Below are 25,576 nucleotides of genomic sequence, written 5' to 3'. Positions count from 1 at the left end.
GGGACTGGAGCATATGCAACTGAATTCCACCGAAATCAGCGAACTGATCAAGCAGCGCATTGCTCAGTTCAATGTCGTGAGCGAAGCTCACAATGAAGGTACTATTGTTTCTGTAAGTGACGGTATCATCCGCGTACACGGCCTGGCCGATGTGATGCAGGGTGAAATGATTGCCCTGCCGGGTAACCGTTACGCTATCGCCCTGAACCTCGAGCGTGACTCTGTAGGTGCGGTGGTGATGGGTCCGTATGCTGACCTCGCCGAAGGCATGAAGGTTAAGTGTACTGGCCGTATTCTGGAAGTGCCGGTTGGTCGTGGCCTGCTGGGTCGCGTTGTGAACACCCTGGGTGCTCCAATCGACGGTAAAGGCGCAATCGAAAACGACGGCTTCTCGCCGGTTGAAGTGATTGCTCCGGGCGTTATCGATCGTCAGTCTGTTGATGAGCCAGTTCAGACTGGTTACAAATCTGTCGATGCGATGATTCCAATCGGCCGTGGCCAGCGTGAGCTGATCATCGGTGACCGTCAGACCGGTAAAACGGCAATGGCTATCGACGCCATCATCAACCAGCGCGATTCAGGCATCAAATGCGTGTACGTCGCGATCGGTCAGAAAGCTTCTACCATCTCTAACGTGGTACGTAAGCTGGAAGAACACGGTGCACTGGCTAACACCATCGTGGTTGTGGCTTCTGCTTCTGAATCTGCTGCACTGCAATACCTGGCGCCGTATGCCGGTTGCGCAATGGGTGAATACTTCCGTGACCGTGGTGAAGATGCGCTGATCGTATACGATGACCTGTCTAAGCAGGCTGTTGCTTACCGTCAGATTTCTCTGCTGCTCCGTCGTCCGCCGGGTCGTGAAGCGTTCCCTGGCGACGTGTTCTACCTCCACTCTCGTCTGCTGGAGCGTGCATCACGCGTTACCGCTGATTACGTTGAGCGTTTCACCAATGGTGAAGTGAAAGGTAAGACCGGTTCTCTGACTGCACTGCCGATCATCGAAACCCAGGCGGGTGACGTTTCTGCGTTCGTTCCGACCAACGTGATTTCAATCACCGATGGTCAGATCTTCCTGGAATCTAACCTGTTCAACTCCGGTATTCGTCCGGCAGTTAACCCGGGGATCTCAGTATCTCGTGTGGGTGGTGCAGCGCAGACCAAGATCATCAAGAAACTGTCCGGTGGTATCCGTACCGCTCTGGCACAGTATCGTGAACTGGCAGCATTCTCTCAGTTTGCTTCTGATCTGGACGACGCAACCCGTAAACAGCTGAGCCACGGTCAGAAAGTGACCGAGCTGCTGAAACAGAAACAGTATGCGCCGATGTCAATCGCGCAGCAGGGTCTGGTGCTGTTTGCTGCAGAGCGTGGCTTCCTGAACGACGTTGAGCTGGCAAAAATTGGTAGCTTTGAAGCAGCGCTGCTGGCGTTTGCAGACCGCGACCACGCCGAGCTGATGGCTGAAATCAACCAGTCTGGTAACTTCAACAACGAAATCGAAGAGAAGCTGAAAGGCCTCCTCGAAACGTTTAAAGCAACCCAGTCCTGGTAATGTCTGGCGGCTTGTCTGAAAAGGCAGGCCGCAAGGCTTTGAGGAGAAGCTAATGGCCGGCGCAAAAGAAATACGATCCAAAATCGGAAGCGTGAAAAACACGCAGAAGATTACCAAAGCAATGGAAATGGTCGCCGCCTCCAAGATGCGTAAAACGCAGGAACGCATGGCGGCCAGTCGTCCGTATGCAGATACCATGCGCAAAGTGATTGGTCACCTTGCGTTAGGCAATCTGGAATACAAGCACCCTTACCTGGATGAGCGTGACGTTAAGCGCGTCGGCTACCTGGTCGTTTCGACTGACCGCGGGCTTTGTGGTGGTTTGAACATTAACCTGTTCAAAAAAGTGCTGGCAGAAATGAAAGCCTGGACTGATAAAGGCGTACAGAGCGATCTGGCGATTATCGGTTCCAAAGGGCTGGGTTTCTTCGGCTCTGTGGGTGGCAACATCGTGGCGCAGGTTACAGGCATGGGCGATAAGCCTTCACTGTCTGAATTGATCGGCCCGGTAAAAGTGATGTTGCAGGCTTATGATGAAGGCCGCATCGACAAGCTGTATGTCGTCAGCAACAAGTTTAATAACACCATGTCTCAGACTCCGACCATTACCCAACTGCTGCCGTTACCGCCAGCGGAAGGTGAAGAAGAGATGAAGGCGAAGACCTGGGATTACCTGTACGAACCCGATCCGAAAGCGCTGCTGGATACCCTGCTGCGTCGTTATGTCGAATCGCAGGTTTATCAGGGTGTGGTGGAAAACCTGGCCAGTGAGCAGGCCGCACGTATGGTTGCGATGAAAGCTGCAACCGATAACGGCGGAAATCTGATCAAAGAGCTGCAGTTGGTTTACAACAAAGCTCGTCAGGCCAGCATCACCCAGGAACTTACCGAGATCGTCTCGGGGGCCTCCGCGGTTTAACCAGGTTTGGAATTAGGTAGAGGATTCAAGATGGCAGCTGGAAAGATTGTCCAGATTATCGGCGCCGTAGTTGACGTCGAATTCCCTCAGGACGCAGTACCGCAAGTGTACAGCGCCCTTGAGGTTAAGAATGGTGATGCTCGTCTGGTGCTGGAAGTTCAGCAGCAGCTGGGTGGTGGCGTGGTTCGTACCATCGCCATGGGTACTTCTGACGGCCTGAAGCGCGGTCTGGAAGTCACCGACCTGAAAAAACCGATCCAGGTACCGGTTGGTAAAGCAACCCTCGGCCGTATCATGAACGTGCTGGGCGAGCCGATCGACATGAAAGGCGACCTGAAAGAAGAAGACGGCAGCGCAGTAGAGGTTTCCTCTATTCACCGTGCAGCACCTTCTTATGAAGAACAGTCTAACTCGCAGGAACTGCTGGAAACCGGCATCAAGGTTATCGACCTGATGTGTCCCTTCGCTAAGGGCGGTAAAGTCGGTCTGTTCGGTGGTGCGGGTGTAGGTAAAACCGTAAACATGATGGAGCTGATCCGTAACATCGCGGCTGAGCACTCAGGTTACTCGGTATTTGCCGGTGTGGGTGAGCGTACTCGTGAGGGTAACGACTTCTACCACGAAATGACTGACTCCAACGTTATCGATAAAGTAGCGCTGGTGTATGGCCAGATGAACGAGCCGCCGGGTAACCGTCTGCGCGTAGCACTGACCGGTCTGACCATGGCGGAAAAATTCCGTGATGAAGGCCGTGACGTACTGCTGTTCATCGACAACATCTATCGTTACACCCTGGCCGGTACAGAAGTCTCTGCACTGCTGGGTCGTATGCCTTCAGCGGTAGGTTATCAGCCGACTCTGGCTGAAGAGATGGGTGTGTTGCAGGAGCGTATTACCTCCACCAAGACCGGTTCAATCACTTCCGTACAGGCTGTTTACGTTCCTGCGGATGACTTGACTGACCCGTCTCCGGCGACCACCTTCGCCCACCTGGACTCAACTGTAACCCTGAGCCGTCAGATCGCTTCTCTGGGTATCTACCCGGCCGTTGACCCGCTGGATTCCACCAGCCGTCAGCTGGATCCGCTGGTTGTTGGTCAGGAGCACTACGATGTAGCGCGTGGCGTACAGTCACTGCTGCAACGTTACCAGGAACTGAAAGACATCATCGCCATCCTCGGTATGGACGAGCTGTCTGAAGACGACAAACTGCTGGTGGCACGTGCGCGTAAGATTCAGCGCTTCCTGTCTCAGCCGTTCTTCGTTGCTGAAGTGTTCACCGGTTCTCCAGGTAAGTACGTATCGCTGAAAGACACCATCCGTGGCTTCAAAGGCATCATGGAAGGTGAATTCGACCATCTGCCAGAGCAGGCTTTCTACATGGTTGGCGCGATCGACGAAGCTGTGGAAAAAGCGAAGAAACTGTAATTTCGGTTTCCCGGGAGGAATGATATGGCTATGACTTATCACCTGGATGTGGTCAGCGCGGAGCAACAAATGTTCTCCGGTCTGGTGCAGAAGATCCAGGTGTCAGGTAGCGAAGGTGAACTGGGTATTTTCCCGGGTCACGCCCCGCTCCTGACTGCCATCAAGCCTGGTATGATTCGCATCGTTAAACAGCACGGCGAAGAGGAGTACATCTACCTCTCTGGCGGCGTGCTGGAAGTACAGCCGAGTAGCACCACCGTGCTGGCCGACACTGCGATTCGCGGTGAAGATCTGGACGAGGCGCGCGCGCTGGAAGCGAAACGTAAAGCAGAAGAGCACATGAGCAGCAGCCACGGTGACGTGGACTATGCGCAGGCCTCTGCCGAACTGGCGAAAGCTATCGCGAAACTGCGTGTAATCGAGCTGACCAAAAAAGCGATGTAATCAGGCTTTATGCGTCACGAAATGCCAGCCCTTTGGGTTGGCATTTTTTTTCCCTGCAATGTCCTGCCTGCACATTTCCGTCACACCGCGACATCCTCTAATTTCGATCCGAGAAAAATGTAGTAATCTCAGGGGTAAACCTTAAACTTTCGAAAGCTAAAACAGAGTCAGGATGGTTATGTCTACAACTGCGATGAGTGTGGTGATTCTTGCTGCTGGCAAGGGCACCCGTATGTATTCCGATCTCCCCAAAGTTCTGCATACCCTGGCAGGAAAACCGATGGTTCAGCATGTGATTGACGCCGCCACCGGGCTGGGCGCACAGCAAATCCATCTGGTATATGGTCATGGCGGTGATCAACTCAAAGCGCAACTTGCCGGGAACACCCTGAACTGGGTACTTCAGGCACAGCAGCTGGGAACCGGGCACGCGATGCAGCAGGCGGCTCCTTATTTCGCCGATGACGAAGATATTCTGATGTTGTACGGCGATGTGCCGCTGATCTCGCAGGAAACTTTGCAGCGTCTGCGCGCCGCCAAACCAGCTGGCGGCATTGGGCTACTGACGGTAGTTCTCGACAATCCCACCGGTTATGGTCGCATCGTACGTGAACACGACACCATCACCGGCATCGTGGAACAAAAAGATGCTTCGGCAGAACAGCTGAAAATTCAGGAAATCAACACCGGTATCCTGGTTGCCAACGGCGGCGATCTCAAACGCTGGCTTTCTCAGCTGAACAGCAACAATGCTCAGGGCGAGTTTTATATCACCGACATTATTGCCATGGCGCATCAGGAAGGTCGTGTCGTGCAGGCGGTCCATCCGGCGCGGATCAGCGAAACCGACGGTGTGAACAATCGTCTGCAACTGGCCGCGCTGGAGCGTGCATATCAGACTGAGCAGGCCGAGAGATTGTTGCTGGCTGGCGTCATGTTGCGCGATCCGGCACGTTTTGATCTGCGCGGTACGTTGCAACACGGGCGCGATGTCGAAATCGATACCAATGTGATCATCGAAGGTAACGTGACGCTGGGCGATCGCGTGAAAATTGCGGCGGGTTGCATCATCAAAAACAGCGTGATTGCCGATGACTGTGAAATCAGCGCGTATTCGGTGATCGAAGATGCCAGCCTGGCGGCGGCTTGTACCGTCGGCCCGTTTGCCCGTCTGCGTCCTGGCAGCGAGCTGGGTGAGAAGGCGCACGTGGGTAACTTCGTTGAAATGAAAAAAGCCAGCCTCGGTAAAGGCTCGAAGGCCGGGCATCTCTCTTATCTGGGTGATGCGGAGATTGGCGAGGATGTGAATATCGGTGCGGGTACCATCACCTGCAATTACGATGGCGCGAACAAATCGAAAACCATCATTGGCGATAACGTCTTTGTTGGCTCCGACACACAGCTGGTTGCCCCGGTGACCATTGCCAGTGGCGCGACTATCGCCGCAGGCACCACGGTGATGAAAGACGTTCCCGCTGCGGTTCTGGTTTATAACCGTAAAGAACAGAACCAGAAAGCAGGCTGGCAGCGTCCGGTGAAGAAAAAGTAATTTTTAATGGCCGGCAAAGACCGGCCTGTTAGCAGTAAATATAACTCTATCCCCACTCTCTACAAGGCTCGGGGAACCGGCAATGCCGGATATCAGGTCAGATGACAACGCAATGGCCGAAAGCCATGAAGTCAGGAAACTATTATGTGTGGAATTGTTGGTGCAGTAGCACAGCGCGACATTGCAGAGATTCTGCTGGAAGGTCTGCGTCGTCTCGAATATCGCGGTTACGATTCGGCTGGTCTGGCCGTCGTTGACGCCCAAGGCCATGTGACGCGTCTGCGTCGTCTCGGCAAAGTGCAGAAGCTGGCAGAGGCGGCGGAAGAACAGCCGTTGATTGGTGGCACCGGTATCGCTCACACCCGCTGGGCAACGCATGGTGAACCCTCAGAAGCGAATGCGCATCCGCATATTTCTGAGCACATCATCATTGTGCATAACGGCATCATTGAGAACCATGAGCCGCTGCGTGCACAACTGATTGAACGCGGCTACCAGTTTGCCTCAGAAACCGACACCGAAGTGGTGGCGCATTTGGTACACTGGGAGCAGAAGCAGGGCGGTTCGCTGCGTGAAGTGGTATTGCGGGTCATTCCGCAGCTGCGTGGTGCTTATGGCATGGTGATCATGGACAGCCGCGATCCGTCGCTGCTGGTGGCTGCCCGTTCCGGTAGCCCGCTGGTGGTCGGTCGTGGCATGGGCGAAAACTTTATCGCCTCTGATCAGTTGGCATTGCTGCCAGTGACGCGTCGCTTCATCTATCTGGAAGAGGGCGATATCGCTGAGATCACTCGCCGCGAAGTGACGATTGTCGATCGCAGTGGCAAACCGGTTAATCGCGCCGAGATCGAATCCAATGTGCAGTACGATGCCGGTGACAAAGGCGTGTATCGTCATTACATGCAGAAAGAGATTTATGAACAGCCGATGGCGATCAAAAACACCTTAACCGGTCGTTTCAGCCACGGTGAGGTCGATCTCAGTGAACTGGGCCCGCAGGCTGAAACCCTGCTGAGCAAAGTTGAGCATATCCAGATTATCGCCTGCGGTACGTCGTACAACTCCGGTATGGTGTCGCGTTACTGGTTCGAATCGCTGGCCAACATTCCCTGTGATGTCGAAATCGCTTCTGAATTCCGCTATCGCAAATCTGCCGTACGTAAAAACAGCCTGCTGATCACGCTGTCGCAGTCAGGTGAGACGGCAGATACGCTGGCCGCGCTGCGTCTGTCGAAAGAGCTAGGCTACCTCGGTTCGCTGGCGATCTGTAACGTCGCGGGTTCGTCGCTGGTGCGGGAATCCGATCTGGCGCTGATGACCAAAGCGGGCACCGAAATCGGTGTGGCTTCCACCAAAGCCTTTACCACGCAGCTTACGGTATTGTTGATGCTGGTGGCGAAACTGGGTCGTCTGCACGGTATGTCTGCCGACACCGAGCACGACATTGTGCACGCGTTGCAGGCGCTGCCGAGCCGTATTGAGCAGATGCTGGCGCAGGACAAGGTGATCGAAAGTCTGGCAGAAGGTTTCTCTGACAAACACCATGCCCTGTTCCTTGGCCGTGGCGATCAGTACCCGATTGCTATGGAAGGGGCACTGAAGCTCAAAGAGATCTCCTACATCCACGCGGAAGCCTATGCTGCCGGTGAGCTGAAGCACGGGCCACTGGCGCTGATTGATGCCGATATGCCAGTGATTGTGGTGGCACCGAACAATGAGTTACTGGAAAAGCTGAAGTCTAATATTGAAGAGGTGCGTGCGCGCGGTGGTCTGCTGTACGTGTTCGCCGATCAGGATGCGGGTTTCAGCGACAGCGAAGGCATGAAGATTATCTCACTGCCGCACGTAGAAGAGGTGATTGCGCCGATCTTCTATACCGTGCCGCTGCAACTTCTTTCGTACCATGTGGCGTTGATTAAAGGTACTGATGTTGATCAGCCACGTAACCTGGCGAAATCAGTTACTGTCGAATAATCAGCAGGAAAAGCGGGGCCTGTCAGGTCCCGCTTCATTTTTAAACGATGTCATAAAACTGTCATATTTCGTACATTTGACTGTAATCAAACTGTCCTATTTTCCCTCCAGCAGCAATCAATGACTCCTACTAAAATGGCATAGAGCCTGATTTTTTTAACTCCCCTGGAGGGAACATGACACTGATGCGTAGCACCGTAGCCCGAATCCTCGCCGCCACCTTCGCAGTAAGCGCGGTCTCTGCTTTTGCAGCAACCGATCTGACTGGCGCAGGCGGGACGTTCCCGGCACCGGTTTATGCCAAGTGGGCAGCAGAATACCAGCAAGCCACCGGTAGCAAAATCAACTATCAGGGTATTGGTTCTTCAGGCGGCGTGAAGCAAATCATCGCCAAAACCGTCGATTTCGGTGCGTCAGATGCGCCGATGAAAGATGAAGATCTGCAAAAAAATGGCCTGTTCCAGTTCCCGACCGTAATCGGTGGCGTGGTACTGGCAGTTAACATCCCTGGTATTAAATCTGGTCAGCTGACCCTCGACGGCAAAACCGTTGGTGACATCTACCTGGGTAACATCAAAAAGTGGAACGATCCGGCAATTACCAAGCTGAACCCGGGCGTGAAACTGCCTGACACCAACATCAACGTGGTACGCCGCGCTGATGGTTCCGGTACTTCTTTCGTGTTCACCAGCTACCTGTCTAAAGTGAACGAAGAGTGGAACAGCAAAATCGGTAAAGGTAACACCGTAAACTGGCCGACCGGTCTGGGCGGTAAAGGTAACGATGGCGTGGCTGCATTCGTTCAGCGTCTGCCGGGTTCAATTGGCTACGTAGAATATGCGTATGCTAAGCAGAACAATCTGACCTATACCAAACTGATGGATGCTGATGGTAAAGCGGTATCGCCGAGCGAAACCAGCTTCTCTAACGCGGCGAAAGGCGCGAACTGGAGCGAAACCTTTGCTCAGGACCTGACTTTCCAGAAAGGCGCAGATGCATGGCCGATCTCCTCAACCACGTTCATCCTGGTTTACAAAGATCAGGCGAATGCTGAGAAAGGTAGCGAAGTGCTGAAGTTCTTCGACTGGGCTTACAAACACGGTTCTAAAACGGCGACCAGCCTGGATTACGCCGCTCTGCCAGACAGCGTAACCGCGCAGATCCGTTCTGCCTGGAAAGCCAACATCAAAGACAGTTCAGGCAAAGCGCTGTTCGAATAACTGATAGACCTGGCCAGCCGCAATGCTGGCCTACCCAATGGGCGGCATGATGATCATGTCGCCCTGTCATTCCCTGAGAACAGAGACTTCTATGGCTGCCACTAAGCCGACGTTTAAAGCCCCTGGCAAACAAGGTGACATGATTTTCGGCGCGCTGGTTAAACTCTCCGCGCTGATTGTGTTGTTGCTGCTGGGTGGCATCATCGTCTCCCTGATTTTCTCCTCCTGGCCCAGCATCCAGAAATTTGGCTTCTCCTTCCTGTGGACCAAAACCTGGGATGCGCCTAATGAAGAATTTGGTGCGCTGGTGCCGATTTACGGCACTGTCGTGACCTCACTGATTGCGTTGATCATCGCCGTTCCGGTGAGCTTTGGTATCGCCCTGTTCCTGACGGAACTGGCACCAGGCTGGCTGCGTCGTCCACTTGGTACGGCGATTGAACTGCTGGCGGCCATCCCCAGTATCGTTTACGGCATGTGGGGCCTGTTTATTTTCGCACCGCTGTTTGCGCAATATTTCCAGACGCCGGTGGGTGACATCATGTCGAATATCCCGATTGTCGGCGCGCTGTTTTCCGGTCCGGCATTTGGCATCGGCATCCTCGCCGCAGGTGTGATTCTGGCTATTATGATCATCCCTTACATCGCTTCGGTGATGCGTGATGTGTTTGAGCAGACGCCGGTGATGATGAAAGAGTCAGCCTATGGTATCGGCTGCACCACCTGGGAAGTGATCTGGCGCATCGTGCTGCCGTTCACCAAAAACGGGGTTATCGGTGGCGTGATGCTCGGCCTGGGTCGTGCCTTGGGTGAAACCATGGCGGTCACCTTTATTATCGGTAACACCTACCAGCTCGACAGCGCTTCGCTGTTTATGCCAGGCAACAGCATCACCTCGGCGCTGGCGAACGAATTCGCTGAAGCGGAATCCGGCGTGCATGTGGCGGCACTGATGGAACTGGGCCTGATCCTGTTTGTTATCACCTTTATCGTGCTGGCGATCTCCAAACTGATGATCCTGCGTCTGGCGAAGAGTGAAGGAGCCCGTTCATGACAACGATTGAATTGCAGGCGCGCGCCGAGCTGGAAGCCTCACGTCGTAAAATGCAGGCATGGCGCAGTACCAAAAATAAAATTGCGCTGACGTTGTCGTTACTGACGATGGCGTTTGGCCTGTTCTGGCTGGTGTGGATTCTGTTCACTACCGTTTCGCGCGGTATCGATGGCTTATCCTGGTCGCTGTTTACTGAATCGACCCCGCCGCCCAATACCGCTGGTGGTGGTCTGGCGAACGCCCTGGCCGGTAGCGGTTTATTGATTTTCTGGTCAACCTTCGTCGGGACGCCGCTGGGCATCATGGCGGGGATTTACCTGGCGGAATATGGACGCAAGCACTGGCTGGCGGAAGTGATTCGTTTTATTAACGACATCCTGTTATCCGCACCGTCGATTGTGGTGGGTCTGTTCGTTTACACCATTGTGGTGGCGCAGATGCAGCACTTCTCCGGTTGGGCTGGTGTGGTGGCGCTGGCGCTGTTGCAGATCCCGATTGTGATCCGCACCACCGAGAACATGCTACGTCTGGTGCCTGACAGCATGCGTGAGGCAGCTTATGCCCTGGGTACGCCGAAGTGGAGGATGATTTCAGCTATCACCCTGAAGGCGTCAGTCTCGGGCATTATGACCGGTGTGCTGCTGGCGATTGCGCGTATTGCCGGTGAAACCGCACCGCTGCTGTTTACTGCGCTGTCGAACCAGTTCTGGAGCACCGACATGATGCAGCCGATCGCCAACCTGCCGGTGACCATCTTCAAATTCGCCATGAGCCCGTTTGCGGAATGGCAGAGTCTGGCGTGGGCGGGTGTGCTGATCATTACCCTGTGCGTGTTGCTGCTGAACATCCTGGCGCGTGTGATTTTCTCCAAGAGCAAACACTAATTTCCCGGCGCGGCTTCGGCGGCGCGGTACATGAGAGACGAGCAATGAGTATGGCAACTTCTTCTGCCGGCAAAATTCAGGTGCGCAATCTGAACTTCCATTACGGGAAATTCCATGCGCTGAAAAATATCAATCTGGACATCGCAAAAAACCAGGTCACCGCATTTATCGGGCCGTCGGGCTGCGGTAAATCGACCCTGCTGCGTACCTTCAACAAAATGTACTCGCTCTACCCGGAGCAGCGTGCAGAAGGTGAAATTCTGCTGGATGGCGACAACATTCTGGCATCGAGCCAGGATATCGCCCTGCTGCGCGCCCGTGTTGGCATGGTGTTCCAGAAGCCGACGCCGTTCCCGATGTCGATTTATGACAACATCGCCTTTGGCGTGCGTCTGTTTGAAAAGCTGTCGCGTGCTGATATGGATGAGCGCGTGCAGTGGGCGCTGAGCAAAGCAGCGCTGTGGAATGAAACCAAAGACAAGCTGCATCAGAGTGGTTACAGTCTCTCCGGCGGTCAGCAGCAACGTCTGTGCATTGCACGCGGCATTGCGATTCGCCCGGAAGTGCTGCTGCTGGATGAGCCTTGTTCGGCGCTGGACCCGATTTCAACCGGCCGTATCGAAGAACTGATCACCGAGCTGAAGCAAGACTACACCGTGGTGATCGTAACTCATAACATGCAGCAGGCGGCGCGTTGTTCTGATCACACCGCGTTTATGTATCTGGGTGAGCTGATTGAATTCAGCGATACCGATACGCTGTTTACCAAGCCCGCGCAAAAACAGACAGAAGACTACATTACCGGTCGTTACGGCTGATTTGACAGGAGACGCACATGGATAATTTAAATCTGAACAAACATATCTCCGGTCAGTTCAACGCGGAGCTGGAGCACATTCGCACTCAGGTGATGATCATGGGTGGCATGGTTGAGCAGCAGCTCACCGACGCCATTACCGCGATGCATAACCAGGATGGCGAACTGGCACAGCGCGTTATCGACGGTGATCAGAAGGTCAATATGATGGAAGTGGAGATTGATGAAGCCTGCGTGCGCATCATCGCCAAACGCCAGCCTACCGCCAGCGACCTGCGCCTGGTGATGGCAATCATCAAGACCATTTCTGAGCTGGAACGTATCGGTGACGTGGCGGAAAAAATCAGCCGCACTGCACTGGAGAAATTTGGTCAGCAACATCTGCCGCTGCTGGTGAGCCTGGAATCACTTGGCCATCATACCGTGCAGATGCTGCATGACGTGCTGGATGCGTTTGCCCGCATGGATCTTAATGCGGCGATCCAGATCTACCGTGAAGATAAGAAGGTGGATAAAGAGTACGAGGGCATTGTACGTCAGCTGATGACCTACATGATGGAAGATCCGCGTACCATTCCAAGTGTACTGACCGCCCTGTTCTGCGCACGTGCCATCGAGCGTATCGGTGACCGTTGCCAGAATATCTGCGAAATCATCTTCTACTTCGTGAAGGGACAGGATTTCCGTCACGTTGGTGGCGACAAGCTGGATGAGCTGCTGTCCGGCGACGATGGCACCAACAAACCGTCCTGATAGCCTGATGGCTGCCTGCATTAGCGGCAGCCATCTTCATTTCTGATTGGTCTCACGGCGTTCCGCTCTTTATACTTGGCGCACTTTTTATTACAAGGTGTTGCTGATGTCACCCCTCTCCCCCAAAAAGAAACAGAGCGTCACCCCGGCCAAAGCGATGCTGGCGGCGGTCAGTGGCTATGCGATGGACGGATTCGATCTGCTGATTCTTGGCTTCATGTTACCGGCGATTAGCGTGTCGCTGGCACTCGATCCTTCACAGGCAGGATCGCTGGTCACCTGGACGCTGATTGGAGCCGTGGTGGGTGGCATTGTCTTTGGGCATCTCAGCGACCGTTTTGGCCGCATCCGCATTCTGACCGTCACTATTCTGATGTTTTCCATTTTCACCGGGTTATGCGCAGTGGCGCAGGGCTACTGGGATTTGCTGGCGTACCGTACTCTGGCAGGAATGGGGCTGGGTGGCGAGTTTGGTATCGGCATGGCGCTTATCGCTGAAGCCTGGCCGCAGGAGAAGCGTAATCGCGCCTCCGCATGGGTAGGCATCGGCTGGCAGCTGGGTGTGCTGCTGGCAGCCTTTATTACCCCGCCACTGCTGAGTGTGATTGGTTGGCGCGGTATGTTCCTGGTGGGGCTGTTGCCCGCGCTGGTGTCGTTTGTGATTCGCCGCAGCATGGGGGAACCGGAAGGATTTACCCGTCATGTGGCGAAAACGCCGCAATTGTCGTTTGCCGCACGTATCCGTTTGCTGTTTAGCGACCGGGCCACCAGCAAGGCAAGTCTGGGTATCTTTATCCTCTGCTCGGTACAGAACTTTGGTTATTACGGTCTGATGATTTGGATGCCGAGTTATCTCTCCTCCAGCTTCGGCTTCAGTCTGACCAAATCCGGTCTGTGGACCGCTGTCACCGTGGTGGGGATGACGTTCGGTATCTGGCTGTTTGGCGTGCTGGCGGACCGCTTCGCGCGCTGGAAAATCTTCCTGTTGTATCAATTTGGTGCGGTAGTGATGGTGGTGATTTACGCTCAGCTGCGTGATCCCACCGTGATGCTGTTTACCGGTGCGCTGATGGGGATGTTCGTGAATGGCATGATTGGCGGCTACGGCGCGTTAATTTCCGATACTTTCCCGCCACAGGCTCGCGCCACGGCGCAGAACGTGTTGTTTAACCTCGGGCGTGGTGTGGGGGGGGTTGGGCCGCTGGTAATTGGTTTACTGGCTGCGAAAATATCATTTGCTGCGGCGATTACGCTGCTGGCGCTGATTTATCTGCTGGATATTGTGGCAACGCTGTTTTTGCTGCCGAAAAAGCAGGGTAATGAGGATTCACTGGGCGCGATTGGCTGATGCCACGGCGCGATTTTTCGCGCCGTTATGGGTTACAGGGCGTTACACCAGCGCCCAACCCCGCGCCTGCCACAATGCTGGCAACTGCGCCATATCATCAAAACGGGTCACCAGCGGGTGATCAAGTTCCGGGTTATGCGCATCCGCGCAGTAATAAAACACCGGAATACCGGCGGCGATGCCAGCGCGGGCACCTGCTTCCGAATCATCCACCAGAATGCATTTCTCAATCGGCACCTGCATTTGCTCCGCCGCGTGATACATCAGTTCCGGGTCTGGTTTCCAGTGATTGATGTCATAACCGCTGTAAAGATTCTCAGCGAAGTACGGCAACATGCCGGTCAGCCCGAGGGAATGCTGCATTTTCTTCACTGTGCCATTCGATACCACACACATCGGCACTTTAACCTGCTCCACCAGCGCTTTTGCCCCGGCGATAGGCTCCAGCTGCAAGTCAAACAGCCGGGCCACTTCGGCGCGGTAGGCGGTTTCCACTTCATCGATGGGGAGTTCGGCCTGATGTTCCGCTGCCACATCACGGATGATGTCGTACAGTTTGACCCCTTTGTATTTTTCGAACATCTGCTGGAGCGATAGCTCGATACCGTAGCGGGCAAAGGTGTTGACGTAAGATTGCGTACAGATCACCTCGCTGTCGACCAGCGTGCCGTCACAATCAAAAAAAATACATTCAACTGACATCGCACATCATCCTTTTGGTAAACAATTAGCTGTCACTCTAACCCACTGCGCGCGTCGAGCAAACGCTTGCGAAAAATCAGTGTGCTGGGCCGGTAAAATCTATAGGATACGCGCGTTAAATTTTTCAGCAGGATAATGCTATGAACAAGCAGGGTCTGTTGCAGCGCATTTTTAAGTTGCAGGAACACGGTACTACCGTGCGCACGGAAGTGATCGCCGGTTTCACCACCTTTCTGACGATGGTGTACATCGTCTTCGTTAACCCGCAAATCCTTGGTGCCGCGGGTATGAATACCCAGGCGGTGTTTGTCACCACCTGTCTGATTGCCGCATTTGGCAGCATCCTGATGGGGCTGGTGGCTAATCTGCCGGTCGCTCTGGCACCGGCGATGGGGCTGAATGCCTTCTTTGCCTTTGTCGTAGTCGGCGCGATGGGGTATTCGTGGCAGATCGGTATGGGGGCAATCTTCTGGGGTGCGCTGGGGTTATTAATCCTCACGTTGTTGCGCGTGCGTTACTGGATGATTGCCAATATCCCGCTGAGCCTGCGCGTGGGCATCACGGCCGGTATCGGGCTGTTCATCGCCATGATGGGGCTGAAAAATGCGGGTATCATCGTGCCAAATGCCGATACGCTGGTCACCGTGGGTAACCTGACCTCGCATAGCGTGTTGCTGGGCGCGCTTGGCTTTTTCATTATCGCCATTCTGGCTTCACGTAATATCCATGCGGCGGTGCTGGTGTCGATTGTGGTGACCACCGTGATTGGCCTGCTGCTGGGCGATGTGAAGTTTACCGGCGTGTTCGCGACACCACCCTCTGTGGGTTCCGTGGTGGGTCAGGTCGATATTAAAGGTGCACTGAATATCGGGATGGCCGGGGTGATTTTCTCGTTCATGCTGGTCAACCTGTTTGACTCCTCCGGCACGCTGATTGGCGTAACCGACAAAGCCGGGCTGACTGATGAAAAAGGCACCTTCCCGCGGATGAAGCAGGCGTTGTTTGTTGACAGCGTCAGCTCAGTGGCCGGGTCGCTGATTGGTACTTCATCGGTTACCGCCTATATCGAAAGTTCTTCGGGCGTGGCGATTGGTGGCCGTACCGGGCTGATGGCGGTGATCACCGGTATCCTGTTCCTGCTGGTGATGTTTCTGTCACCGCTGGCGGCGATGGTGCCCGCCTACGCGGCTGCGGGCGCTTTGATCTACGTCGGCGTACTGATGACGGCGTCATTGTCACGTGTGCGCTGGGACGATCTTACTGAAGCGGTTCCGGCGTTTGTCACCGCAGTGATGATGCCGTTCAGTTTCTCGATTACGGAAGGCATTGCGCTGGGCTTTATCGCTTACTGCGTGATGAAGCTGGGAACGGGACGCTGGCGGGAAATCAGCCCGTGCGTGGTGGTGGTGGCGCTGTTGTTTGTACTGAAAATCGTGTTTGTTGACGCCCACTAAAACTAAACAGGCCGCATAAGCGGCCTGTCTTATTATGGATGACCTATTTCCTGCGGTGTAGTGCGTTCGCTCGGTAAACTGGTCAGACGCAAGGTGCGTGGACCGATATTCGGTTTACTCATCTCCACATCGCGTAGCGGCTGCCATTGATAGTCGCCATCAATTTCCCACAACCGAAGTCGCTCCGTACCGGGTGACAAAGCGCATGACCAAACCAGCGTCGGTTCGGCATCGCACACGGCCTGAATATCCGGGAACACGCTGGAGCGCAGGCGTCCTGCGGCGGGATGGAGCCGCAATGAATCGATACCGCTTTCCGCTTCGCCGGTGAGTTTGAGAATGCTCTGGCGTAGCGTCCAGATCTGCGTCACCGCTTCCATAAAATCCTGCTGCGCATTAATCCAGGCTTTCTCTCCGGAAGAGAGATCCTGGGTGAGGGCATCCTGCGTCTGACGACTGTGGGCGCGCACGATTTCCATATCCAGCCCGGCCCGGCCACCTTCTTCAGCCAGCAGAACACCCACCATATTTCCGGCATAGGCGATGCTGAAATCAGGCAGGGCGGAATCGGCAAAACGGGGCCGACCGCTGCTGGTGGTCACAAGCAGCGGCAGTTCATTGATACCGTAAATACGCAACATCAGCTGCGCCAGCAGCTCACGAGCGGCAAGAAAGCGGCCACGGCGCTTATCGGGCAGACGTTGCGCGCTATTAATTACATCCTGTGGAACCCGCATTGTCTCAGAGGAGAGGGGCGGGTTACCCATCCAACGAACAAAATGACTAGCCATCTGTCGCTCCGTGAAAATGGTCGGATAATCATCACAGCTATTGTAAGAATTTTCTCATGTCTTTGCATCCGGCATTACGTGGAATCCCTGAATTTCAGATAACGCCGAACATCATGGCCATGCGCTGAGGCCGCGCCAGTAGCCATGTCATCCAGCTTGTTTGCTGATAAATGCCTGATTAGATGCTGAATGGGGCGATGTAGTGTAGGATTTGGGCATTAAAAAAGCAGGCTGATGAGAAAATTATAATTGCCGGATTTCAGCTGTGCTTCATCGCAGAATCATGCACGTCGGAGTTTTTATGTCAGTTACTTCATCTTCCCAGGAATCGATCTCACTCGATGACTTTCGTTTTGGTATGCGCCGCCTGAGTGCAGGCGTCTCACTGGTCACCACACAATCAGGCGATGAGAAATTTGGTCTGATTGCGTCGTCGGTCAGCTCACTGGCGGCAGAACCGCCCAGCCTGTTGGTTTGCATCAACCAAAGCTCCTCCAGCCATGCGGGTTTTCTGCAGGCAGGATATTTTGCGGTTAACGTGCTGCGTGAGCACCATGCCGAGCTTTGCGCGCAGTTCAGTCAGCCATCACGTCGCACTGAGCGCTTTCAGCACGGCGACTGGCAAACCCTGACTACCGGCGCGCCGGTGCTGGCTGATGCGCTGGTGAGTTTTGATTGTCATCTGGAAAAAGTGGTGGACTGGCACACACATAGCGTGTTGCTGGCGCGGATTGTGGGCATTAATTTGCCGGGCGAAGCGGCAGAACCGATGGTCTACTTCAACAGTGGCTTTCATTCGCTGGGATAAGCGCGGTCCATAAAACCCGCGCGATAAATCGCGCCGCGACAGACTGTGTCACGGCGCTTTTTACTCAGGCAAATTTGCAGACGTCATCAAAACCGAGGCGCGGCAGACGCGGATGCAGTTTGCTCGCTTCGCCATAACCGAGGTTGATCAGCAAATTAACCTGCCATTTGCTGTTGCTGAAGAAAGCTTCATTGATTTTGGCCGGATCAAAACCCGACATCGGGCCAGCATCCAGCCCCAATGAGCGTGCCGCCAGAATCAGATAACCCGCCTGCAAACTGCTGTTGCGAAATGCAGTCTCTTTAACCAGCTCCGGATTGCTGGTGAACCAGCTACGCGCATCACCGTGTGGAAACAGCTTAGGCAGATTTTCATAGAACTCCGCATCGGAGGCGACGATAACCGTCACTGGAGCTGCCATGGTTTTTTCCAGGTTGCCGGAAGAGAGCGCGGGTTTCAGCTTTTCTTTCCCTTCCTGTGAGGTGACAAACACAAAGCGGCCCGGTGAGCAGTTGGCGGAGGTGGGACCCAGCGCTGTCAGCGCGTAGAGTTGCTTTAACAGGTCCTGTGAAATCGGTTTGTTTTGCCAGTAGCTGTGGGTGCGGGCTTCATTGAACAGCGCATTCAGGGCGAGGCTGTCGAGCGGTGTACTCATGTTTCTCTCCTTTTCAGGCATCAAATTGAGCCTAATGTTTAGCATGAATAGAGGAATGACCGGGATCCGTTGGTGCACTTTGCGCACCCAGTGGGATCGTTATACTGCAAAGGCAGGGGGGAGCCAAATAACAAAACGGCATCGTCTGCTGTTTTGTTTACTGAGCAGGAGGAGAGGAAAAGGGCATTGTCAGGTGAGAGAAACCCGCTGATGCGGGTATCCCGTCAGATCACTTCCCAATACAAAAACTGGAGAAAATCCGCCCCAGCAGGTCATCCGAGGTGAACTCGCCGGTGATTTCGCTCAGGGCCTGTTGCGCCAGACGCAGTTCCTCGGCCAGCAGTTCACCCGCCCAGGCTCCCAGCAGCTGATCTTTGCCCTGTTGCAGGTGAGTCGCTGCTAACTCCAGCGCCTGCAAATGACGACGGCGGGCGAGGAAGCCGCCTTCCATATTGCCGCTGAAGCCCATGGTCTGTTTCAGATGGTCGCGCAAGGTATCGATGCCTTCACCCGTGCGAGCGGACAGGCGAATAAGCGAGTGACCATTCACTTCGGACAGGCCGAGGGATTCACCGGTCATATCGGCCTTGTTACGTACCACGGTGATCGGCAGCTCGGCAGGCAGGCGCGACACGAAATCGGGCCAGATGGCGGCGGCTTCGGTGGCCTCGGTGGTGGTGCCATCCACCATAAACAGTACGCGATCGGCCTGTTCAATCTCCTGCCACGCCCGTTCAATACCGATGCGTTCAACTTCGTCGCTGGCATCGCGTAAGCCAGCGGTATCGATGATATGCAGTGGCATGCCGTCGATATGAATATGTTCGCGCAGCACGTCACGCGTGGTACCGGCGATATCGGTGACGATAGCGGCTTCGCGTCCGGCTAATGCATTCAGAAGACTGGATTTTCCGGCATTGGGACGGCCAGCAATCACCACTTTCATCCCTTCACGCAGCAGGCTGCCCTGGCGGGCTTCGGCTCGCACGCCATTCAGGTCGCCGATCACCGCATTGAGCTGTGCTTCAATTTTTCCGTCAGAGAGGAAATCGATCTCTTCATCCGGAAAATCGATGGCCGCTTCCACATAGATACGCAGGTAAGTGAGTGCTTCCACAAGGGCGTTAATACGCACGGAAAATGCGCCCTGTAACGAATTCACCGCCGAACGTGCTGCCTGCTCGGAACTGGCATCGATCAGGTCAGCAATGGCTTCTGCCTGGGCCAGATCGAGTTTGTCATTCAGAAAAGCGCGTTCGGAGAATTCACCTGGCTGAGCAATGCGCACGCCGGGCAGCGCCACAATGCGCTTTAGCAGCAGGTCGAGAATCACCGGACCGCCGTGGCCCTGCAACTCCAGCACGTCTTCACCGGTAAAAGAATTGGGGCCGGGAAACCACAGCGCAATACCCTGATCCAGCACGCTGCCATCGGCATCGGTAAACGGCAGATAGTCGGCATAGCGCGGTTTCGGCAGTTTACCCAGCACGGCTTGCGCGATGTCGGCCGCTTTTGCTCCGGAGATACGCAGAATGCCGACACCGCCACGGCCGGGTGGCGTTGCCTGGGCGACGATGGTATCGCTATGGCTCATAATTGACTCTCGTTTCAAAAAAAAACAGGGCGACATAAATGCCGCCCCGATGTTTACGTCCTTGCTCGCAGGAGCTGGGCGTTACGCTTTCTTCTTGTCGCGGCTATGCAGACCACGTTTTTCCAGGCCGCGATAAATCAACTGCTGCTGGAGAATGGTTACCAGGTTGCTGACGATGTAGTACAGCACCAGACCTGACGGGAACCACAGGAAGAACACGGTAAAGATAACCGGCATGTAAGTCATGATCTTCTGCTGCATCGGATCGGTCACGGTGGTCGGTGACATCTTCTGAATGAAGAACATGGTGATACCCATGATAACCGGCAGGATGTAGTACGGGTCCTGCGCGGACAGGTCATGAATCCACAGAATAAACGGCGCGTGACGCAGTTCAACCGAGCCAGACAACATGTAGTACAGGGCAAGGAAGATTGGCATCTGAATCACCAGCGGCAGACAGCCGCCGAGCGGGTTCACTTTCTCCGCTTTGTACAGCGCCATCATCTCCTGGCTCATCTTCTGCTTATCATCGCCCAGACGCTCACGCATAGCCTGAATCTTCGGCTGCAGCATGCGCATCTTCGCCATCGAAGTGTACTGCGCTTTGGTCAGCGGGTACATGATGCCACGAACGATGAAGGTGATAACGATGATGGAGAAGCCCCAGTTACCGATAAAGCTGTGGATGAACTTCAACAGCTTGAACAGCGGCTGAGAGATGAACCACAACCAACCGTAATCCACCGTCAGATCCAGGTGAGGCGCGATAGCTGCCATCTGGTCCTGAATTTCCGGGCCAACCCACAGGGTCGCGCCGAGATTCTGCTGCGCGCCAGGTGCGACGGTGACCGGTGCTGATTTATAACCGATGGCGGCAACGCCGTTACCCAGATTGCTGGTGTACAGGGTGTTGGTACCTTCGGTACGCGGTACCCATGCAGTAGCAAAGTACTGTTGCAGCATCGCTACCCAGCCATTGCTGGTGGTGGTGTTCAGGTTCTCGTTATCATTGATGGTGTCGAATTTATATTTTTCGTATTTCGCATCGCTGGTTGAGTACGCTGCACCACGGAAGGTATGCAGAGCAAAGTTGTTGCTACCGGTATCACGGTGCTTCGGCACTTCGATGGTCTGTTTCAGCTGACCAAACATCGCCACTTCCAGCGGTTGCTCGCTGGTGTTGTTGATGTTGTAGTCAACATTCACGGCGAATTCACCGCGTTTGAACACGAAGGTTTTGGTGTAAACCACACCATTTTCGCCAGTCCAGGTGAGCGGTACGCGCAGCTCAGTCTGGCCTTCCGCCATCTCAAAGTGATCCTGAGTGGTGGTGAAAAGTGGACGTGCGCCATTGTTCGGGTTATCCGGACCGTTACGGCCGGTTAAGCCGCTCTGTGCCTGATAGATGAACGCTGGGGTGGTTTCAAGCAGCTGGAATGGTGCATCCGAACCCAGTTTGTCCGGGTAAGTCAGCAGTGAAGCCTGCTCGATGTCGCCACCGCGGGTGTTGATGTTCAATGACAGGACATCAGTCTTAACGGTGATCGTTTTGCCCTGGCCGCTGCCGGGAACGCCGGAAGAGGCGGCATCACCCGCTGTGCTGTTGGTCGTCTGCGTGGTCTGGGTTTGCTGCGGCTGCGGAGCATGGTCCGTTTGCCAGGCTTGCCAGATCATAAAAGACACGAACAGAAAAGCGATGAGAAAGAGATTGCGTTGCGAATCCATCGTTAATGTTCTCTGGTATCAAAGGTTTTTGGCGGCACAGGATCGTCGCCACCCGGGTTCAAAGGGTGGCATTTTAATACGCGTTTAATCGTCAACCAACTGCCTTTTATTACCCCAAAGCGACGCAATGCCTCAATCCCATACTGCGAACAGGAGGGATTGAACCGGCAATGAGGTCCCAGCAGTGGGCTGATGGCGCGTTGATACACGCGTATCAGGGCGATCAGGAGCCGCGAGCCAGGCGACAGTGACGACGCCATAATTTCTCCAACGCTTCCGCCAGCGCACGATTATCCAGGTCAGCAACCCCTTTTTTAGCCACGACCACAAAATCCATCGCGGGCAGTTCATGCTGACGCAGACGAAAGCTTTCGCGGGTCAATCGCTTGATCCGGTTACGTTCATGGGCGCGTTTTACATGTTTTTTGGCGACGGTGAGACCGATGCGGGGATGCCCCAGCGAATTAAGGCGGCCGAGGATGGTGATTTGCGGCGTGCCAGCCCTTTGTGGCTGCTGGAAGACGAAAGTGAAATGAGTGGGAGTTAACAAACGTAACTCCCTGGGAAATGCGAGCTTAACCACGAGGGTTAGCTTTTATTACTTAGAAACGGTCAGACGAGAACGGCCTTTAGCACGACGACGTGCCAGAACCTGACGACCATTTTTTGTAGCCATACGTGCACGGAAGCCGTGAGAACGGTTGCGCTTCAGTACGGACGGTTGAAAAGTGCGTTTCATGGCGGTTTCTACCTAAACTTGAAAATTTTCACTGGGTGACGCGTATTCGGGCCAGTAAAACGACCGACGCCTCAATGTGTCTTTAATAAAGAGGCGGGATTGTAATAATTGTACAGTCCAGAGTCAATTTACTTCGCTGGTCGCGGTACCAGGAAAACCCGGATACAGCCCGCTGTTTCCGGGCATTGGGCTAAACGCGACAACGCCGGGGTGGAGAATTATACGGGCTATACGGCAAAGCGCAAGGATCGCGCAGGATCTTCTTGCGATCAAGGCGCGGATTTTTTGCACAGAAAACGAGACTCCGCCAGAAAATTTGCAGCTTTCATCCTGATCCCCGCTCGCTTTTCCGCCAGAAGGCGTAAACTCTTTAGCGCGCCACTACCCTGTGGATAAATTGGATCAAAACTGTGTAGAAAGGGAAGATCTCTGTGCCGCTTTGCGCTATGATCCGCCCTTCCGCTGACGATCCGCACTGCGATCGACGGGGAGACTACCGCGGATAGCGGTCGCGGGCGCTTTCTGATCGCCTGTGTCAAAAAACGAACGTTTCTTTTATTAGCGCCTAAAATTCTTATCGATTTTGTACGAGTGGAGTCCGCCGTGTCACTTACGCTTTGGCAACAGTGTCTTGCCCGTTTGCAGGATGAGCTTCCTGCCACCGAATTCAGCATGTGGATTCGTCCGCTGCAGGCTGAATTGAACGACAATACGCTCGCCTTGTATGCACCAAATCGGTTTGTACTCGACTGGGTTCGGGATAAATATCTCAACAGTATCAATGGGCTGCTGAATGAATTCTGCGGTGCGGATGTGCCATTGCTGCGTTTTGAGGTCGGCACGCGTCCGGTGGCGCAGGTCGCTACCAGCCAGCCTGCGATGGCCAGCGTCAGCGCACCCGCGCCGGCACAAAACCGCCCGGCTCCGGCGCAAACGCTGCGTCCCAGCTGGGATTCTGTGCCTGCTCCGGCCGATGTGACTTACCGTTCCAACGTCAATAACCGCCACAACTTTGACAACTTTGTCGAAGGTAAATCTAACCAGCTGGCGCGCGCGGCGGCACGTCAGGTGGCTGACAATCCGGGCGGTGCTTACAACCCGCTGTTCCTGTATGGTGGCACCGGTCTGGGCAAAACCCACCTGTTACATGCGGTCGGGAATGGCATCATGGCGCGTAAGCCCAATGCCAAAGTGGTCTATATGCATTCCGAGCGTTTTGTGCAGGATATGGTGAAAGCCCTGCAAAACAACGCCATTGAAGAGTTCAAACGTTACTATCGTTCTGTCGATGCCCTGCTGATCGATGATATCCAGTTCTTTGCCAATAAAGAGCGTTCGCAGGAGGAGTTTTTCCACACCTTCAATGCGCTGCTGGAAGGCAATCAACAGATCATCCTGACGTCGGATCGTTACCCGAAAGAGATCAACGGGGTGGAAGATCGTCTCAAGTCGCGTTTTGGCTGGGGACTGACGGTGGCGATCGAGCCGCCGGAGCTGGAAACGCGCGTCGCTATCCTGATGAAGAAAGCCGATGAAAACGACATCCGCCTGCCGGGTGAGGTGGCGTTCTTTATTGCTAAGCGTCTGCGTTCCAACGTCCGTGAGCTGGAAGGCGCGCTGAACCGCGTGATTGCCAACGCCAACTTTACCGGTCGCGCCATTACTATCGACTTCGTACGTGAAGCGCTGCGCGATCTGCTGGCGTTGCAGGAAAAGCTGGTCACCATCGACAATATTCAGAAGACGGTGGCGGAGTATTACAAAATTAAAGTGGCCGATTTGCTATCCAAGCGCCGTTCGCGCTCGGTAGCGCGTCCGCGCCAGATGGCGATGGCGATGGCGAAAGAGCTAACCAACCATAGCCTGCCGGAAATTGGTGATGCGTTTGGTGGCCGTGACCATACCACCGTGCTACACGCCTGCCGTAAAATCGAGCAGCTGCGTGAAGAAAGCCACGACATCAAAGAAGATTTCTCTAACCTCATTCGAACCTTATCTTCCTGACGCTATGAAATTTATTGTTGAACGTGAGCAGTTGCTGAAACCGCTGCAACAGGTCAGCGGTCCGCTCGGTGGGCGTCCGACGCTGCCGATCCTCGGAAATTTACTGCTGCAGGTAAATGACGGCACTTTGTTGCTGACCGGCACCGATCTGGAAATGGAGATGGTGGCCCGCGTTGCGTTAACGCAGCCGCATGAACCTGGTGCAACCACCGTCCCGGCGCGTAAATTCCTCGATATTTGTCGTGGTTTGCCGGATGGTGCTGAGATCTCCCTGACACTGGAAGGCGACAGAATGCTGGTGCGTTCTGGGCGTAGCCGTTTCTCGCTTTCCACGCTGCCTGCCAGTGACTTCCCGAATCTGGATGACTGGCAGAGTGAAGTAGAATTTACCCTGCCGCAGGCCACGCTGAAGCGTCTGATCGAAGCGACACAGTTTTCGATGGCGCATCAGGACGTACGTTACTACCTCAACGGCATGTTGTTTGAAACCGAAGGGGAAGAACTGCGCACCGTGGCGACCGACGGCCACCGTCTGGCGGTTTGCTCGATGCCGATAGGCCAGGCGCTGCCTGACCATTCGGTGATCGTACCGCGTAAAGGGGTGATTGAGCTGGTTCGTCTGCTCGATGGCGGCGAAACGCCGTTACAGGTCCAGATTGGCAGCAGCAACATCCGTGCGCATGTCGGCGATTTTATCTTTACATCGAAGCTGGTTGATGGCCGTTTCCCGGATTATCGCCGCGTATTGCCGAAGAATCCCGACAAAGCGCTGGAAGCCGGTTGCGATCTGCTCAAGCAGGCGTTTGCCCGTGCGGCGATCCTGTCGAACGAGAAATTCCGCGGTGTTCGTATCTATATCACCGAAAATCAGCTGAAAATCACCGCCAACAACCCGGAACAGGAAGAGGCGGAAGAGATGCTGGATGTCAGCTACAACGGCAGCGAACTGGAGATCGGTTTCAACGTCAGTTACGTGCTGGATGTGCTGAATGCGCTAAAGTGTGAAAACGTCCGCCTGCTGCTGACTGATTCCGTCTCCAGCGTGCAGATCGAAGACGTCGCCAGTCCCGCAGCGGCCTATGTTGTGATGCCTATGCGTTTGTAGGGTCGGCATTTATGCCGATCTGGCTGAGGTTTGCACCATCCCGGGAGCCAT

General features: G+C 54.6%; 24 protein-coding genes. 16 read left to right on the top strand and 8 right to left on the bottom strand.

The features are described 5' to 3' along the window. Positions 1–13: 13 nt before the first annotated feature. The 12 genes from atpA (at position 14) to PW844_RS20295 (ending at position 13,945) form a co-directional block, all read left to right on the top strand. On the top strand, positions 14–1,555 hold the full coding sequence (gene atpA / locus PW844_RS20350) for a F0F1 ATP synthase subunit alpha (RefSeq protein WP_084878112.1): 1,542 nt from the start codon (positions 14–16) through the stop codon (positions 1,553–1,555). A 52-nt stretch (positions 1,556–1,607) separates the two neighbouring features. Next, on the top strand, positions 1,608–2,474 hold the full coding sequence (atpG, locus tag PW844_RS20345; RefSeq protein WP_084878114.1) for a F0F1 ATP synthase subunit gamma: 867 nt from the start codon (positions 1,608–1,610) through the stop codon (positions 2,472–2,474). A 30-nt stretch (positions 2,475–2,504) separates the two neighbouring features. Beyond that, complete coding sequence (gene atpD, locus PW844_RS20340; protein WP_084878116.1) at positions 2,505–3,902, top strand: F0F1 ATP synthase subunit beta; 1,398 nt, start codon at positions 2,505–2,507, stop codon at positions 3,900–3,902. 24 nt (positions 3,903–3,926) lie between these two features. Then, positions 3,927–4,346 carry a F0F1 ATP synthase subunit epsilon gene (locus PW844_RS20335; RefSeq protein ID WP_084878118.1) on the top strand — a complete coding sequence of 140 codons (420 nt, stop codon included), beginning with the start codon at positions 3,927–3,929 and terminating at the stop codon, positions 4,344–4,346. A 178-nt stretch (positions 4,347–4,524) separates the two neighbouring features. Then, positions 4,525–5,895: a bifunctional UDP-N-acetylglucosamine diphosphorylase/glucosamine-1-phosphate N-acetyltransferase GlmU gene (gene glmU, locus PW844_RS20330; RefSeq protein ID WP_299455740.1), complete on the top strand. Its 1,371-nt coding sequence runs from the start codon at positions 4,525–4,527 to the stop codon at positions 5,893–5,895. A gap of 144 nt (positions 5,896–6,039) precedes the next feature. Further along, complete coding sequence (gene glmS, locus PW844_RS20325) at positions 6,040–7,869, top strand: glutamine--fructose-6-phosphate transaminase (isomerizing) (protein ID WP_299455738.1); 1,830 nt, start codon at positions 6,040–6,042, stop codon at positions 7,867–7,869. A gap of 176 nt (positions 7,870–8,045) precedes the next feature. Continuing rightward, positions 8,046–9,089, top strand: coding sequence for a phosphate ABC transporter substrate-binding protein PstS (gene pstS / locus PW844_RS20320; RefSeq protein ID WP_299455736.1), 1,044 nt, complete (start codon positions 8,046–8,048; stop codon positions 9,087–9,089). Between the two features lie 91 nt (positions 9,090–9,180). Then, entirely contained in the window at positions 9,181–10,143 is a 963-nt protein-coding gene (gene pstC, locus PW844_RS20315) for a phosphate ABC transporter permease PstC (RefSeq protein WP_299455734.1), read from the top strand. Next, a complete protein-coding gene (gene pstA, locus PW844_RS20310; RefSeq protein ID WP_299455732.1) occupies positions 10,140–11,027 on the top strand; it encodes a phosphate ABC transporter permease PstA in 888 nt (295 codons plus the stop codon). The genes pstC and pstA overlap by 4 nt, the downstream gene beginning before the upstream one ends. A 44-nt stretch (positions 11,028–11,071) precedes the next feature. Next, positions 11,072–11,845: a phosphate ABC transporter ATP-binding protein PstB gene (gene pstB, locus PW844_RS20305; RefSeq protein ID WP_084878133.1), complete on the top strand. Its 774-nt coding sequence runs from the start codon at positions 11,072–11,074 to the stop codon at positions 11,843–11,845. A gap of 17 nt (positions 11,846–11,862) precedes the next feature. Beyond that, positions 11,863–12,597, top strand: a complete 735-nt coding sequence (phoU, locus tag PW844_RS20300; RefSeq protein ID WP_208716984.1) for a phosphate signaling complex protein PhoU — start codon at positions 11,863–11,865, stop codon at positions 12,595–12,597. A gap of 106 nt (positions 12,598–12,703) precedes the next feature. Continuing rightward, positions 12,704–13,945: an MFS transporter gene (locus PW844_RS20295; protein WP_299455727.1), complete on the top strand. Its 1,242-nt coding sequence runs from the start codon at positions 12,704–12,706 to the stop codon at positions 13,943–13,945. 42 nt (positions 13,946–13,987) lie between these two features. Here the strand turns inward: PW844_RS20295 and yieH are convergent, their stop codons facing one another. Further along, complete coding sequence (yieH, locus tag PW844_RS20290; protein WP_299455726.1) at positions 13,988–14,647, bottom strand: 6-phosphogluconate phosphatase; 660 nt, start codon at positions 14,645–14,647, stop codon at positions 13,988–13,990. Positions 14,648–14,787: 140 nt separating this feature from the next. Here yieH and PW844_RS20285 point away from each other — a divergent pair, with 140 nt between their 5' ends. Further along, positions 14,788–16,101: an NCS2 family permease gene (locus PW844_RS20285; protein WP_299455724.1), complete on the top strand. Its 1,314-nt coding sequence runs from the start codon at positions 14,788–14,790 to the stop codon at positions 16,099–16,101. A gap of 32 nt (positions 16,102–16,133) precedes the next feature. Here the strand turns inward: PW844_RS20285 and PW844_RS20280 are convergent, their stop codons facing one another. Further along, on the bottom strand, positions 16,134–16,892 hold the full coding sequence (locus tag PW844_RS20280; RefSeq protein ID WP_299455722.1) for a phosphopantetheinyl transferase: 759 nt from the start codon (positions 16,890–16,892) through the stop codon (positions 16,134–16,136). Between the two features lie 301 nt (positions 16,893–17,193). Between PW844_RS20280 and PW844_RS20275 the strand changes: the two genes are divergently transcribed. After that, positions 17,194–17,700, top strand: a complete 507-nt coding sequence (locus PW844_RS20275) for a flavin reductase family protein (protein ID WP_299455720.1) — start codon at positions 17,194–17,196, stop codon at positions 17,698–17,700. Positions 17,701–17,764: 64 nt separating this feature from the next. On the opposite strand, the gene PW844_RS20270 is transcribed toward PW844_RS20275, so the two are convergent. The 6 genes from PW844_RS20270 to rpmH form a co-directional block, all read right to left on the bottom strand. Beyond that, on the bottom strand, positions 17,765–18,355 hold the full coding sequence (locus PW844_RS20270; protein ID WP_299455718.1) for a malonic semialdehyde reductase: 591 nt from the start codon (positions 18,353–18,355) through the stop codon (positions 17,765–17,767). 229 nt (positions 18,356–18,584) lie between these two features. After that, on the bottom strand, positions 18,585–19,949 hold the full coding sequence (gene mnmE, locus PW844_RS20265; RefSeq protein ID WP_299455716.1) for a tRNA uridine-5-carboxymethylaminomethyl(34) synthesis GTPase MnmE: 1,365 nt from the start codon (positions 19,947–19,949) through the stop codon (positions 18,585–18,587). An 81-nt stretch (positions 19,950–20,030) separates the two neighbouring features. After that, complete coding sequence (gene yidC / locus PW844_RS20260) at positions 20,031–21,677, bottom strand: membrane protein insertase YidC (RefSeq protein WP_299455715.1); 1,647 nt, start codon at positions 21,675–21,677, stop codon at positions 20,031–20,033. A 2-nt stretch (positions 21,678–21,679) separates the two neighbouring features. After that, the gene (gene yidD, locus PW844_RS20255; protein WP_084878154.1) at positions 21,680–21,937 is read right to left on the bottom strand and encodes a membrane protein insertion efficiency factor YidD; all 258 of its coding nucleotides are present in this window, start codon (positions 21,935–21,937) and stop codon (positions 21,680–21,682) included. Then, positions 21,901–22,260, bottom strand: a complete 360-nt coding sequence (gene rnpA, locus PW844_RS20250) for a ribonuclease P protein component (protein WP_036625704.1) — start codon at positions 22,258–22,260, stop codon at positions 21,901–21,903. The genes yidD and rnpA overlap by 37 nt, the downstream gene beginning before the upstream one ends. A gap of 15 nt (positions 22,261–22,275) precedes the next feature. Next, positions 22,276–22,416 (bottom strand): 50S ribosomal protein L34, encoded by a 141-nt coding sequence (gene rpmH, locus PW844_RS20245; RefSeq protein WP_003849659.1) that lies wholly within the window; start codon positions 22,414–22,416, stop codon positions 22,276–22,278. A gap of 603 nt (positions 22,417–23,019) precedes the next feature. Here rpmH and dnaA point away from each other — a divergent pair. Next, positions 23,020–24,420 carry a chromosomal replication initiator protein DnaA gene (gene dnaA / locus PW844_RS20240; protein WP_084878156.1) on the top strand — a complete coding sequence of 467 codons (1,401 nt, stop codon included), beginning with the start codon at positions 23,020–23,022 and terminating at the stop codon, positions 24,418–24,420. Positions 24,421–24,424: 4 nt separating this feature from the next. After that, positions 24,425–25,525, top strand: a complete 1,101-nt coding sequence (gene dnaN, locus PW844_RS20235) for a DNA polymerase III subunit beta (protein ID WP_299455660.1) — start codon at positions 24,425–24,427, stop codon at positions 25,523–25,525. The last annotated feature ends 51 nt before the right edge of the window (positions 25,526–25,576 follow it).

Source organism: Pantoea sp. (assembly GCF_028283705.1).
Lineage (GTDB): Bacteria > Pseudomonadota > Gammaproteobacteria > Enterobacterales > Enterobacteriaceae > Pantoea.
The sequence above is the reverse complement of the archived record's forward strand: the minus strand, read 5'-3'. Positions and strand labels throughout refer to the sequence as shown.

Coding starts and splice junctions, on each gene's coding strand:
- pstS (WP_299455736.1), top strand. CDS start 8,046: ATGACACTGATGCGTAGCACCGTAGCCCGAATCCTCGCCGCCACCTTC.
- yidD (WP_084878154.1), bottom strand. CDS start 21,937: ATGGCGTCGTCACTGTCGCCTGGCTCGCGGCTCCTGATCGCCCTGATA.
- rpmH (WP_003849659.1), bottom strand. CDS start 22,416: ATGAAACGCACTTTTCAACCGTCCGTACTGAAGCGCAACCGTTCTCAC.
- yieH (WP_299455726.1), bottom strand. CDS start 14,647: ATGTCAGTTGAATGTATTTTTTTTGATTGTGACGGCACGCTGGTCGAC.
- dnaN (WP_299455660.1), top strand. CDS start 24,425: ATGAAATTTATTGTTGAACGTGAGCAGTTGCTGAAACCGCTGCAACAG.
- PW844_RS20275 (WP_299455720.1), top strand. CDS start 17,194: ATGTCAGTTACTTCATCTTCCCAGGAATCGATCTCACTCGATGACTTT.
- yidC (WP_299455715.1), bottom strand. CDS start 21,677: ATGGATTCGCAACGCAATCTCTTTCTCATCGCTTTTCTGTTCGTGTCT.
- PW844_RS20285 (WP_299455724.1), top strand. CDS start 14,788: ATGAACAAGCAGGGTCTGTTGCAGCGCATTTTTAAGTTGCAGGAACAC.
- pstC (WP_299455734.1), top strand. CDS start 9,181: ATGGCTGCCACTAAGCCGACGTTTAAAGCCCCTGGCAAACAAGGTGAC.
- mnmE (WP_299455716.1), bottom strand. CDS start 19,949: ATGAGCCATAGCGATACCATCGTCGCCCAGGCAACGCCACCCGGCCGT.
- PW844_RS20270 (WP_299455718.1), bottom strand. CDS start 18,355: ATGAGTACACCGCTCGACAGCCTCGCCCTGAATGCGCTGTTCAATGAA.
- glmU (WP_299455740.1), top strand. CDS start 4,525: ATGTCTACAACTGCGATGAGTGTGGTGATTCTTGCTGCTGGCAAGGGC.
- PW844_RS20280 (WP_299455722.1), bottom strand. CDS start 16,892: ATGGCTAGTCATTTTGTTCGTTGGATGGGTAACCCGCCCCTCTCCTCT.
- atpA (WP_084878112.1), top strand. CDS start 14: ATGCAACTGAATTCCACCGAAATCAGCGAACTGATCAAGCAGCGCATT.
- pstA (WP_299455732.1), top strand. CDS start 10,140: ATGACAACGATTGAATTGCAGGCGCGCGCCGAGCTGGAAGCCTCACGT.
- atpD (WP_084878116.1), top strand. CDS start 2,505: ATGGCAGCTGGAAAGATTGTCCAGATTATCGGCGCCGTAGTTGACGTC.
- glmS (WP_299455738.1), top strand. CDS start 6,040: ATGTGTGGAATTGTTGGTGCAGTAGCACAGCGCGACATTGCAGAGATT.
- PW844_RS20335 (WP_084878118.1), top strand. CDS start 3,927: ATGGCTATGACTTATCACCTGGATGTGGTCAGCGCGGAGCAACAAATG.
- pstB (WP_084878133.1), top strand. CDS start 11,072: ATGAGTATGGCAACTTCTTCTGCCGGCAAAATTCAGGTGCGCAATCTG.
- PW844_RS20295 (WP_299455727.1), top strand. CDS start 12,704: ATGTCACCCCTCTCCCCCAAAAAGAAACAGAGCGTCACCCCGGCCAAA.
- phoU (WP_208716984.1), top strand. CDS start 11,863: ATGGATAATTTAAATCTGAACAAACATATCTCCGGTCAGTTCAACGCG.
- atpG (WP_084878114.1), top strand. CDS start 1,608: ATGGCCGGCGCAAAAGAAATACGATCCAAAATCGGAAGCGTGAAAAAC.